The 12864-nt window shown below is 42.4% G+C and carries 9 protein-coding genes; 5 read left to right on the forward strand and 4 right to left on the reverse strand.

Annotated elements, in window-relative coordinates; translation table 11 throughout:
• Positions 1-134: 134 nt before the first annotated feature.
• On the forward strand, positions 135-2969 hold the full coding sequence (locus J0L83_04270; GenBank protein ID MBN8663762.1) for a pyruvate, phosphate dikinase: 2835 nt from the start codon (positions 135-137) through the stop codon (positions 2967-2969).
• 61 nt (positions 2970-3030) lie between these two features.
• Here the strand turns inward: J0L83_04270 and J0L83_04275 are convergent, their stop codons facing one another.
• On the reverse strand, positions 3031-3759 hold the full coding sequence (locus J0L83_04275) for a TlpA family protein disulfide reductase (protein ID MBN8663763.1): 729 nt from the start codon (positions 3757-3759) through the stop codon (positions 3031-3033).
• Positions 3760-3860: 101 nt separating this feature from the next.
• Here J0L83_04275 and J0L83_04280 point away from each other — a divergent pair, with 101 nt between their 5' ends.
• From J0L83_04280 to J0L83_04290, 3 genes are all read left to right on the forward strand, one after another.
• The gene (locus tag J0L83_04280) at positions 3861-4607 is read left to right on the forward strand and encodes a DUF4197 domain-containing protein (protein ID MBN8663764.1); all 747 of its coding nucleotides are present in this window, start codon (positions 3861-3863) and stop codon (positions 4605-4607) included.
• A gap of 257 nt (positions 4608-4864) precedes the next feature.
• Entirely contained in the window at positions 4865-6331 is a 1467-nt protein-coding gene (locus tag J0L83_04285) for a T9SS type A sorting domain-containing protein (protein ID MBN8663765.1), read from the forward strand.
• On the forward strand, positions 6303-7466 hold the full coding sequence (locus J0L83_04290; GenBank protein MBN8663766.1) for a PorV/PorQ family protein: 1164 nt from the start codon (positions 6303-6305) through the stop codon (positions 7464-7466). Before J0L83_04285 ends, J0L83_04290 begins: the two co-directional genes overlap by 29 nt.
• Here the strand turns inward: J0L83_04290 and J0L83_04295 are convergent, their stop codons facing one another.
• From J0L83_04295 to J0L83_04305, 3 genes are all read right to left on the reverse strand, one after another.
• Complete coding sequence (locus J0L83_04295; GenBank protein MBN8663767.1) at positions 7467-8384, reverse strand: DUF4238 domain-containing protein; 918 nt, start codon at positions 8382-8384, stop codon at positions 7467-7469.
• Positions 8385-8438: 54 nt separating this feature from the next.
• On the reverse strand, positions 8439-10349 hold the full coding sequence (dnaK, locus tag J0L83_04300; protein ID MBN8663768.1) for a molecular chaperone DnaK: 1911 nt from the start codon (positions 10347-10349) through the stop codon (positions 8439-8441).
• A 135-nt stretch (positions 10350-10484) separates the two neighbouring features.
• Positions 10485-10976, reverse strand: a complete 492-nt coding sequence (locus tag J0L83_04305) for a GtrA family protein (GenBank protein ID MBN8663769.1) — start codon at positions 10974-10976, stop codon at positions 10485-10487.
• Positions 10977-11035: 59 nt separating this feature from the next.
• Here J0L83_04305 and J0L83_04310 point away from each other — a divergent pair, with 59 nt between their 5' ends.
• Entirely contained in the window at positions 11036-12814 is a 1779-nt protein-coding gene (locus tag J0L83_04310) for an arginine--tRNA ligase (GenBank protein ID MBN8663770.1), read from the forward strand.
• Positions 12815-12864: the final 50 nt, after the last annotated feature.

A 12864-nucleotide genomic window follows, 5' to 3' on the forward strand; every position in this document is an offset into this window, starting at 1 on the left:
TTCCACAAATACATCTTGAGGATAGCCATTCCCTTTTGAATAAATACTGATAATTATCAGTCCGGCATGCATCATTTATCATTTCCGCCCCCATACACCCCATCTAACTTCGAATGCATAAAAATTAACGCCGTATGGACAACCTAGAAACCCTGGAAAAAGCAGCCACAGATGCTGTGCTTTCCACATCAGCACCAACCAATAAGCAATTTGTCTTTGCCTTCCATGAAGGCGATGGAAAAAATAAACAGTTACTGGGCGGTAAGGGTGCCAACCTTTGCGAAATGACCCAGATCGGATTGAATGTACCTCCCGGTTTTGTCATTACTACAGAAGCTTGTCTGACTTATTTAGCAGACACCAATCGCAAATTGCCTTTGGGTGTGATGCAACAAGTAAAAGAAAACCTGATTGAAGTAGAACACCTTACAGGTAAAAAATTCGGTAATCCTGAAAACCCACTGCTCGTATCAGTTCGCTCCGGTTCTGCATTGTCTATGCCCGGTATGATGGATACGATTTTGAACTTAGGTCTGAACAAACTGACGCTACAAGGTTTGATCAAACAAACCAATAACGAACGCTTTGCTTACGATGCTTACCGCAGATTCATTCAACTCTTTGGTAAGGTTGCACTTGGCGTACCTGATGAAAAATTTGATCATGAGTTTGAAGCAGTGAAGCGTAGAAACAATGCAAAGAATGATGTTGACCTCAATGCCAACGACCTGAAAGAAGTTGCTGATAAGTTTTTGTCTGTTGTTGAAAAAACAATTGGTAAGCCTTTCCCTGAAGATGTATTTGAGCAATTGGAAATTGCCATCAAAGCTGTCTTCAATTCATGGATGGGCCGTCGTGCTATTGATTACAGAAGAGAATTCAATATCACACCACAGATGGCAAACGGTACTGCGGTAAACGTGGTAGCCATGGTGTTCGGTAATATGGGTAATGATAGTGCTACCGGTGTAGCATTTACCAGAGACCCAGGAACCGGTGAAAATATTTTCTTCGGTGAATACCTCACCAACGCACAAGGTGAAGATGTGGTAGCAGGTATTCGTACGCCTAAAGCTGTGTTGGACATGAAGACAGAAATGCCTGAGATGTATCAACAACTCGTTGAGCTGCGTAATAAATTGGAAACACACTATAAAGAAGTACAGGACTTTGAATTCACAATTGAAAAAGGTGTACTGTATTGTTTGCAAACCAGAAATGGTAAAATGAACACTACTGCCCTTGTTCGTACTTCTGTTGAAATGGCCAGAGAAGGTTTGATTACGAAGGAAGAAGCTTTGCTTCGCATCAAGCCAGATTTACTGGAACAATTGTTACACCCACGTTTGGATTCATTACATAAGTCAACACCGCTGGCACAAGGTCTGCCTGCATCTCCAGGTGCTGCATCCGGTATTTGCGTTTTTGATGCAGACCGTGCAGAAGCACTGGGTCATGCTGGCAAAAAAGTAATTCTGGTAAGAGAAGAAACCAAGCCTGAAGACATTCATGGTTTCTTTGCAGCCCAGGGTATTCTCACAAGCCGTGGTGGTAAGACTTCACACGCTGCTGTGGTAGCACGTGGTATGGGTAAGCCTTGCGTAGCCGGTGCAGAAGGCATTACTGTAGATGTGAAACTGCGTCAGGCCGTAATTGGTGAGATGATTTTGCATGAAGGCGATTTCATTACCATTGATGGTGGAACAGGTTTTGTTTATCAGGGTGTAATTCCAACAGTAGAACCAACATTCTCAGATGAACTGAAAGTATTGCTCTCTTGGGCTGATGAAGTTGCACAGCTGAAAGTGATGGCCAATGCTGATACACCAAATGCTGCTAAACGCGCATTGAGTTATGGTGCAATGGGTATTGGTTTATGCAGAACAGAACGCATGTTCAACGCATCTGATCGTTTACCAATTGTACTTGAAATGATTTTGGCCAATACATTGGAAGAACGCGAAGTTGCATTGAATAAACTGCTGCCTATACAGCGTGAAGACTTCAAAGAAATCTTCACCACTATGGCACCAAGACCTGTGACTGTTCGTTTGCTGGATCCGCCAATTCACGAATTCCTGCCAAAAGAAGATGAACTGCGTGAAGAATTGCAACACCTGCGTGCACTGAAAGAAACTGCTTATGGTGTTACCAATTTGATGAGCGCGATGAAACTGATGCAGGTAAATCCTGAAGATACACTCGCCGGTTTACCATTTAATGATAAAGGCGTTGAGCTGATAGATCAGGCCATTCTGAAGAAAGAACAAATGCAGAAGAAAGTACATGACCTGCATGAAGTGAACCCAATGCTGGGCCACAGAGGTGTGCGTCTTGGTCTCTCCTATCCTGAAATCTATCGCATGCAAATTCGTGCGATTTTGGAAGCCGCTGCAGAATGTCAGAAAGTACATATTGATGTGCGCCCTGAAATTATGGTGCCGCAAGTTTGTACTGCTGAAGAACTGGTACGCGTGAAGCAATATGTAGAGGAAATTGCCGCCAGCGTTGAAAAAGAAAAAGGCATCCGTCCAGTATTCAAGTTCGGTACTATGATTGAAGTAGTACGTGCTTGTATGGAAGCCGATCAACTGGCTACACAAGCTGCTTTCTTCTCCTTTGGTACCAATGACCTCACACAGGCTACTTTCTCATTCTCCAGAGAAGATGCAGAAAACAAGTTCCTCCCTTTGTATACTGAAAAAGATATCCTGCACGACAATCCATTTGAAGTACTGGATACCAAGGGTGTTGGTAAACTGATGCAGATTGCTGTAGAATGGGGCCGCAAGACAAACCCTGATTTGAAAATTGGTATTTGTGGTGAACATGGCGGTCAGCCAGATTCCATCCGCTTCTGCCATCAGTTAGGCCTTACTTATGTGTCTTGTTCTTCACCACGTGTACCTGTGGCCAGACTGGCAGCAGCTCACGCTAAACTCGGCGAAGCCAAACAAGGCTCACTATAATCCCTTAACCAACTGAAAGCAATCCCTCGTAGTCCCGACAAGTCGGGATGCGGGGGATTTTTTATTGCTGCAAAGCTTCTTGAATGGAACTGCGGAGCCACTTTATCGTACCTAAACCCAGCCCAGTAGTATGAAACTTAACTATCCCTTCCTTATCAACTACCACGTGGGTTGGATAGGATGTAATTCGATATTGTTGCGCAATAAACATGCCGCTATCGATAATATTATATTGAAAAGGAAGATTCTTCAGAAACTCTTCCAATGCTGCTTTATCATCCAAAGCAATGGCTAAAAACACAACATCTTTTTGCTGCTGATATTCTGCAACAATTTTATTCAACTCCGGGATTTCTTTCTTGCAGGGCGGACAATTCACAAACCAAAAATTCAAGACAACCACTTTACCCCGAAGTTCTTTCAGGTTGTACTTGTTGCCATACATATCCGTTGTCTTAAAATTACTGATGGGCTTACCAGTTGCAAAGAATGTACTCTCTCTGGGCTTAGGCGCTTCTGCTTCCATCTTAGCCTGCCTGGCTTTGGATTTGGCTATTTCATCCTCAGACATTCTGCGTATAAAAAAAGCTGTTGACGCATTCGTTGGATCTTCCGGTTTAAGACTATACAAGCCACTTTGCATTAAAGCCGACCAAACAGAATAGGGATATACTTGTCCCGATGAATCTTTCACTACGGTAGTTTCAGTAAGTCGGAAGGAAGCTGGTTTTTGTGCAATGGCTAATTGTACGAAACAACATACAGCCATCAGAAGGATATATCGCAGCATGTTTAGGGTTTATGTTTCAATAATACAAAGGTTTTTGCTTTCTAAAAAGCTTAACATTTTTATTGGTACCCTTTTTGCTATCTATGTGCTAAAGCAATGATATGAAGCGAATAGTAGCTACCCTTACCACCCTTTTCTTTTTTACTATCAGTACGGAAGCTCAGCTATTGAAAAAAGTGTTGGGGAATCAGGATAGCGGATTACAGAAAAAAGCCAGCCAATTACTGGGCGGCAATAAATCAGGCAGTGGCTTAAGTCAGCAAGACATTGCTTCAGGTTTGAAAGCAGCCCTGAACCAAGGTATTGAAAAAGGCACATCCCTGCTTTCTGCAACGGATGGTTTTTTTGGAAACGCAGCAGTGAAAATTTTACTTCCGCCGGAAGCTACTCAGGTAGAAACAACTTTGAGAAGAATTGGTATGGGCAAACAAGTGGACGAAGCCATCCTAACGATGAACCGTGCAGCAGAATCAGCAGCAAAAGAAGCACTGCCAATTTTTAAAGATGCGATAACCGGAATCAGTTTCGCTGATGCCATGCAAATACTCAGAGGTGGTGATACTGCTGCTACAGGATATTTGCGCGGCAATACGCAACAATCACTCAGCAATGCTTTCAGACCGGTAATCGAAAAAGCATTGGAAAACACCGGTGCCACCAAACACTGGAATACCATTTTCTCAAATTACAACAGAGTGAGCCTGAAAAAAGTAAATCCCGATTTAACAGGTTATGTAACAGAACGCGCATTACAAGGACTTTTTCTGCAAGTGGCAGAAGAAGAGAAGAAAATCAGGAAGGATCCACTTGCCAGAGGCTCGGATATCCTGAAAAAGGTCTTTGGGTGATAATTTTTCAGCATTCTCTATAAAAAAATCACACCCGGATGCCCCCTCAAACTAGGGATATCCGGGCTTTTTTATTTTTCAAAATATTGATTTTCAAACACTTAAAAGAAGGCTATGCCTGTAGTAGGACACCTACAAGATTTGCAGAATATACACTACGTTGTAGTCTGAATGAAAATCCTGAAATTGCATATGTGTTTTGGATACAACAATTCCGAACCAAAAAACCAAAAAATCCAATGAGAAGCCTTATCCACATGGCAATAGCGATATCATCGCTATTTCTGCTACCTCAATCAGGTAGTGCAGCGATAAAGGCGAACACTGCTTCCACACTTCAGGTTCCGGGAAACAATGTTCAAAGAGATCTTGTACCACCTTCTGTTAGTGCACTCAGCAGACGCTCTCCTTACGATACCATTTCTAATATGACCAGCTTCACTTTTCGACTGGTCTTTAACGAACCGGTTATTAAACTTAACAATAGTTTCGTCGGTGTTTATCATCCTACAACATTATTACCCGGTAATACCATTATTCAACAGGTTAACGACAGAACATTTGATATCAGATTGGATAATGTAAGTGGCTATGGTTGGATGCAGCTATATGTATATGATAGTTTAAATGCTATTAGAGATTTACAAGGCAACACACTCCCACTCCAACGCTATACCAGCAATCTTTTTGTAAAAAATGCAGTGCCCAAATTCAATAACAACTCTACCAGTATTCCTATAACATTATGTGGCAATACCACTTATACCAAACTGGATTCTATCCTAAGCACTTTTGATGGTGATAGCCAGCAGCGCATTGAGTGGACAATCCGCAGAGCTGCAAGAGGCCGAGTTAATGGTTTACCGGCACAGCGTTTACTGCCCGGTAATCAATCCGTTCAACCTGCCAATGCCAGCTATACACCTCCCGCAGGTTTTACTGGCCTTGATACTGTTTTTGTACAAGTAAGCGACGGTCTTTCTACTGATAGTTTATTTGTTGCTTTCAATGTATTGCCTCAACCTGCATTAGGGGGTATCAGCGGCGCAAGCACTGCTTGTGTTGGTGAACAAAAACAATTCAGTACAACCGGAACCAGTCAGGGTGTATGGGCATTCAAGAGTTGGAGTACCAATGATCCATCACTGGCTACTATTGATCAAAATGGTGTGTTGCGTGCCAAGAAATCTGGAACTGCTATCGTTCGTTTTGATATTGCAGACCCCAATGGTTGCGCACAGTTTGCACAGCAAAGCATCACTGTATATCCTATTCCTGCTAAACCAAGTATCAGCAGAGACCTGGGTTCTGTGATACTGAAAGCAAATATCAACACCGGTATTCAATGGTTTGATGCAGGTGTACGCATACAAAATGCTACCAAACAAGAATTTACGCCGGGCAAACATGGTCGCTACAGTGTTACACAAACACTCAATGGTTGTACCAGCGCCCCTAGTGATGAATTTCTCTTTGTAGAAAGCAGTTTCGCCTATCCTAACCCGGCCAGAGATGTGCTGAATATCCAATTGCCGAGTGACAAACAAAAAATGGCCATCGTACAAATTGCTGACATCAGCTGGCGAGTATTGATGGAGAAAGAAGTCCAGCTCAATAAGGGTCAAACCCTTGTTCAATTCAATATCCTTAATCTGTCTAAAGGTATTTACAGACTGATTATCAAAACCGAAAACAATGAATACAAACAATTTGCCAAAGAATAAGGGCCGATTGTTCGGTCACCTGCTGCTGGCCGTGCTGTTTGTACTCAGCTGCCTTTCTTCTACAGCTCAGAGCATCACCACTACAGCAGTGCCCTATCTGCGCTTTGCACCGGATGCCATTTCATCCAGTATGGGTAATGCCGGCTTAACCTTAAGCCCAGATGAATACAGCATATTTCATAACAATGCGAAAGCTTTGTTCTCTGATAAACAATTTGCTTTAGGCCTTTCACACATGGGCTATAGCACAGGATCAGGCAGCAATGTAAAAGGCAGTTATTTCATGAGCATGGCCGGTTACAAAAAGTCTGAAGATGATAAAGACCTTTTCTCTTTTGGTATTCGCTATATCAGCCATGGTGGTATGGAATTGAGTTCAGCCATGGGTGATCGTTTAGGCACATTCAATCCTTATGATTTTGACCTCAGCTTCGGCTATGCACATAAGATCAGTAATACACTGGGCATTGGCGTTACCATGCGCGGCGTATTCAGCAATATGGCCAGTGGTGTAAGCGCTTCTACCGGCTACCAATTCAGTACAGGTGTTGCTTTAGCGGGCGATGTAAGCTTGATGTACAACCAACAATTTGTGAATGGTAATTTTCTGCGTGGCGCGATACAGTTTTCAAACTTAAGCTCAAAGATTACCTATGTAAACAATGCCATTGGTAAGGATTTTATACCAACCACGCTAAATGTTGGTCTCGGTTATGTTTTCCTTTTTGATGATGAAAACGATTTAGGCTTTGAAGTGAAGTACAGCAAACTGATGATTCCTGCTGCACCAAATTATACCGGTGATTTTTCTCAGGACTCAGCTGCCATTACTAATTTCAGAAACAAAGATGTTTTAAGAGCCTGGGGCGAGTCTTTCAATGGAGCAAACGGTTTATCTACAAATTACAGCCTATCATTTGGTTTGCAATACCGATACATGAATTTCTTACACATTCGTGGTGGTTACTTCATGGACAAACCAAGTAACGTACAACCACTGAATTATTTTACTGTAGGTGCAGGTGTAGGGTTCGGCCGCTTTGGTGCACAATTGGCTTATCAGGTACCTACCGGTGGTACCGCTGCCAATATCCCGATGATGCAAAGATTTAAACTGGGTATCAGTTTCAACTAATTACAAATAATATTCTAGTGTCTCTTTTGAGACTCCAACTATAATATCATCAGAAGCATCTATTATTAATTTCTGAAAAGTCGAATATTCTATCTCTGTTAATACTTTATACTGAAATTGTAATTTTTTTGAGAATTGATTTTCATTCTTGAATTTACTTAATAACCCATGTAATAGAATTTCGGTAAAAGAGTAATAAATAAACTTAAGTACAGATTTTTTTCTGGGTTGAAATAATTTAACTTTTACAATTATCCATGGATTAATTGGACAAATTATTCTCAAATCAGAGTTTTGCACTAAATGCTCATTTTTAGCTAGCGCGGTAACTCTCTTTAGACCATCATCAGTTTCAATCCAAAAAGAAGAAGGATTATCAGATGTCAATAATGGCTTTCTAGATTTGTATATAACAATTTCTGCGTCTTCAATTAACGTAGGGAACCCCTTGATAACTAAAAATGAAAGCAATAAAGAAGGTTTACTATGCCATATATCGCTCCCACTTTCATTAAGAAATTTCTTTAAATAAGATACTTCTTTCTCCAAAAAGAATTTTGACCTAAATGCTTGAATAATAGAAAACCCGCAAATCTTATAAGCATCAGACTTTGTAATTCTCTTATTATTTGAGAATTTGTCACTAAACTCAAGGTACCACTGCTCAAAATGGTTTATTAGGGACTTCTCAATAAAAGTCTTGTCACTAAATTGAAATTCATTTGGTAAAATATAGAGATTCTTCTTTTGTGCAATATTCTTAGGAACATCTTGTAAAATCTTTTTTGTTCGCTTATGAATAAAGTACAAAAATGGAGTTTGGCTATTGACAATTCCATTGTTATCTAAAATCCACTGTTTTAGATAAAATTTCGCAACAAAATGATTGGACTTATATGGTTTAACTTTTTTATTCACATTAAACTAAAAATGCCCATACAATTGTACGGGCATTTCTGAGTAATTCGTAAACTATTTAACTTCTTCAAACTGCGCGTCTTCTACATTGCTGCCGCTGTTGTTTGCTTGCGCACCGGCATCTGCAGTACCTGCATCTGCACCTTGTGCACCACCAGCAGCTTGTTGTGCTTTGTAGATTTCTTCAGAAGCTGCAGTCCATGCAGTATTCATCTCAGCCATTGCTGCATCAACTGCTGCAATATCCTGTGCCTTATGCGCTTCTTTCAGTTTGTTCAGCGCAGATTCTATAGGCGCTTTCTTATCAGCCGGAATCTTATCGCCAAACTCTTTCAACTGCTTTTCAGTTTGGAATACCAAACTATCTGCCTGATTCAGCTTGTCGATTTTTTCACGAGCCTGCTTATCTGCTTCTTCGTTGGCTTTTGCTTCGGCCTTCATCTTTTCGATTTCTTCCTTGCTCAAACCACTACCCGCTTCAATACGAATCTTCTGCTCTTTACCAGTACCCTTGTCTTTGGCTTGAACGTTCAAGATACCATTGGCATCGATATCAAAAGTTACTTCGATCTGAGGCACACCGCGTGGTGCTGGTGGAATACCATCGAGGTTGAAAATACCCAAGCTCTTATTATCTTTTGCCAGTGAGCGCTCACCCTGTAATACATGGATCTGTACACCAGGCTGGTTATCGCTCGCCGTAGAAAATACTTCTGTTTTCTTAGTAGGAATCGTTGTGTTGGCAGGAATCATCACCGTCATCACACTACCCATGGTTTCAATACCCAGGCTCAATGGTGTAACATCCAGCAACAATACATCCTTCACTTCACCGGTCAATACCGCACCTTGAATGGCCGCACCAACAGCTACTACTTCATCAGGGTTTACACCACGGTTAGGCTTCTTACCGAAGAACTTCTCAACGATCTCCTGTACTTTAGGAATACGTGTAGAACCACCTACCAGAATTACTTCATCAATTTCTGATGCATTGTAACCGGCATCTTTCAATGCAGCTTCGCAAGGCTTCAAGCAACGAGCAAAGAGGTTATCGCTCAACTGCTCAAACTTAGCACGGCTCAGCTTTAGCACTAAGTGCTTAGGTACACCGTCCACTGCAGTGATATATGGCAGGTTGATTTCTGTTTCAGAAGAAGAACTCAATTCAATCTTCGCTTTTTCAGCCGCTTCTTTCAAACGCTGTAAAGCCATCGGATCTTTACGCAGGTCGATCGCTTCCTGAGTCTTAAACTCATCAGCCAACCAGTCGATGATCACTTTATCGAAATCATCACCACCCAGGTGGGTATCACCGTTGGTAGATTTTACTTCAAATACGCCATCACCTAATTCCAGAATAGAGATATCGAAAGTACCACCACCCAAGTCGAACACCGCGATCTTCATATCCTGGTGCTTCTTATCCATACCGTAAGCCAGTGCCGCAGCAGTAGGCTCGTTTACGATACGACGCACGTTAAGGCCAGCAATTTCACCGGCTTCTTTCGTTGCCTGACGCTGGGCATCATTGAAATATGCAGGTACGGTGATCACCGCTTCAGTTACTTCCTGACCCAGGTAGTCTTCAGCTGTCTTCTTCATTTTCTGGAGCACCATCGCAGAAATTTCCTGCGGCGTATACTGGCGTCCGTCAATATCAACACGTACGGTATTGTTATCGCCCTTCACTACTTTGTAGCTCCAGTGGCTGATTTCTTCAGTTACTTCATCGAATCTGCGGCCCATAAAACGCTTCACAGAGCTAATGGTATTGCCAGGGTTGGTAATGGCCTGACGCTTAGCGGGGTCACCCACTTTACGCTCGCCATTCTTCAGGAAACCTACCACGGATGGCGTGGTGCGGCGGCCTTCGTCGTTGGCAATCACAACTGGTTCAGATCCTTCCATCACGGCCACGCAACTATTCGTGGTACCGAGGTCAATTCCTATAATTTTACCCATAACATTGAATTTCAGATGAATAATCGCACTTATCTGTCAATCATTGTGCCATGACAGGTGGGTGTGTTAAATTGTCAGACTAAGGCCCAAAAAACGGGGAAATGGCAGCAAATCAGGATGTTGCAAGGTAATTTGTCAGGCCTTAAAGGTGTAGTTCTTCTGGCTCAGATAGCTGAACATGACAACAAAGACAGTCGTCAGAATCTTGGCCGGAGTTGGGTACCAACCAAAGAATTCCACCAGAATTTTCAGAAACATATAGTTGAGGCCGATACAGCCAAAGACAACGATGAAATACTTCATCAACTGCTCGCGCTTTCCGGTATCGGTCTGCTGCCAAACAACATAACGACTCAGGTAAAAGCCTATCGGAAAAGTGAATAGAAAGGCAAAAAGGAAGGCGGCAATATGCGGGGTGATGATAATACTGCCATAAACCGGTATCGGTTCTTTGTGAAAAACATAGTTATAGCCTACAAAAAACAAAAGGATATCTAACACAGTATTAAAGCCACCACAAGCTGCATAGCGGTAGGTTTGCTGAGGCATGAAACGGCGAAAGAGTGGATAAAACCAATCCACTACTGCCAAAATTGTTTGCCTTAACCAATCGTGTGCGCGACGCATATAGCCGGCAAATGTAGCCCATTATTGATTAGTTTTGCGCTCCAAAACTGTTCAGCACCATGCGGATTACGGCACAGATCAGGCATTTAACAAGCAAAGCCATTCAGGAATTGTATCAGGTGAGCATTGATGAGCATGCTGTGCTGGTGAACGAAACCAAGCCAGAGTTTGAAGGCGATTATACGGTTGTCTTATTCGCTTTTGTGAAACAACTCAAGCAATCACCCGAAGCATTGGGCGATGCATTGGGTAAACAAATGGTGGCCAACTCCCCCAACCTGTTCAAAAGCTATAATGTCATCAAGGGTTTTCTGAACCTAGTGGTGGATGATGCTTATTGGTTGCAAGTAATCAAAGACCAATATGCGAACCCCGCTTATGGTCGCAAGCCAGCGAACGGACAAAAAGTGATGGTGGAATATTCCTCACCCAACACCAATAAACCACTGCACCTTGGCCACCTGCGTAATAATTTCCTTGGCTGGAGCATTGCTTCTATTCTGGAGTTGAATGGATATGAAGTAGTTAAGACTTGTATCGTAAATGATCGCGGTGTGCATATCTGCAAAAGCATGATTGCATGGCAGTTGTTTGGTAACGGCGCTACGCCTGCATCTACTGGTATTAAGGGTGATCATTTTGTAGGCGATTACTATGTAAAATTCAACGATGCCTATAAAGCTGAAGTGAATGAGCTGATTGCCAAGGGCATGGATAAAGACACGGCAGAACGTGAAGCCCCCATCATGAAAGCCACACAACAGATGTTAGTTGACTGGGAAGCGGGCAAACCCGAAGTGATGGAACTTTGGCAAACAATGAATGGCTGGGTGTATGATGGCTTCAATGCTACGTATGCGCGCATCGGCAGCAACTTTGACAAAACCTATTACGAGAGCAATACTTATTTATTAGGCAAAGACCTAGTTGAAAAAGGTTTGTCGAAAAATGTCTTTTACCAAAAAGAAGATGGCTCAGTTTGGATTGATTTAACAGCAGATGGGCTCGATGAAAAACTGGTGCGTAGAAAAGATGGCACATCGGTATACATCACACAGGATATTGGTTTGGCCGAGCAGAAAACTGCAGAGTTTGGTTGCGACCAAAGCATTTATGTGGTGGGTGATGAACAGAATTATCATTTCAAAGTATTGAAACTAATCTGCCAGAAACTGGGATTGCCTTCGGCTGATGGTATCTACCATTTGAGTTATGGCATGGTGGAATTACCAACCGGTAAAATGAAGAGCCGCGAAGGCACAGTCGTAGATGCAGATGATCTGGTGGATGAAATGGTGAATATCGCCCGCCAGAAAACAGAAGAGTTGGGCAAAGTGAAAGATTTTACTGATGCTGAACTCACAGAACTCTATGACACCATTGGTTTGGGCGCGTTGAAATTTTTCTTATTGCGAGTGGATCCGAAGAAGAAAATGATTTTCAATCCGGAAGAGAGTATCGATTTCCATGGCTTCACCGGACCGTTTATTCAATACACCCATGCGCGTATCAGAAGTATTCTACGCAAAGCAGCTGCAGCTGATTTTGCAGCAAGTGTCAGCACCGACTTACTGCCTTTAGAAAAAGCACTGGCTGTAGCATTGGAGCAATTCCCTGTGGTATTGGAAACAGCCGCCAATACACATGACCCATCACAGTTGGCGATTTATGTTTTCAATATTGCGAAAACCTTCAATAGCTTTTATACTGAACATTCTATTGCTAACGCGGAAAATGCGGAGAAGAAAGCACTGCGTTTGCAACTATCGCAACTCACTGCAACCGTCTTGAAAACAGGCATGCAGGCATTGGGTATTGCGGTTCCTGAAAGAATGTAACCACACAATAAAAAGCCCCGCATGCGGGGCTTTTTATATTACTACTGATT

Source organism: Chitinophagales bacterium (assembly GCA_017303835.1).
Taxonomy (GTDB): domain Bacteria; phylum Bacteroidota; class Bacteroidia; order Chitinophagales; family Chitinophagaceae; genus JAFLBI01.

What these genes read in the sequence shown, in the direction of transcription:
- J0L83_04270 (MBN8663762.1), top strand. Translation starts at nt 135, where the DNA reads ATGGACAACCTAGAAACCCTGGAAAAAGCAGCCACAGATGCTGTGCTT.
- J0L83_04275 (MBN8663763.1), bottom strand. Translation starts at nt 3,759, where the DNA reads ATGCTGCGATATATCCTTCTGATGGCTGTATGTTGTTTCGTACAATTA.
- J0L83_04280 (MBN8663764.1), top strand. Translation starts at nt 3,861, where the DNA reads ATGAAGCGAATAGTAGCTACCCTTACCACCCTTTTCTTTTTTACTATC.
- J0L83_04285 (MBN8663765.1), top strand. Translation starts at nt 4,865, where the DNA reads ATGGCAATAGCGATATCATCGCTATTTCTGCTACCTCAATCAGGTAGT.
- J0L83_04290 (MBN8663766.1), top strand. Translation starts at nt 6,303, where the DNA reads ATGAATACAAACAATTTGCCAAAGAATAAGGGCCGATTGTTCGGTCAC.
- dnaK (MBN8663768.1), bottom strand. Translation starts at nt 10,349, where the DNA reads ATGGGTAAAATTATAGGAATTGACCTCGGTACCACGAATAGTTGCGTG.
- J0L83_04305 (MBN8663769.1), bottom strand. Translation starts at nt 10,976, where the DNA reads ATGCGTCGCGCACACGATTGGTTAAGGCAAACAATTTTGGCAGTAGTG.
- J0L83_04310 (MBN8663770.1), top strand. Translation starts at nt 11,036, where the DNA reads ATGCGGATTACGGCACAGATCAGGCATTTAACAAGCAAAGCCATTCAG.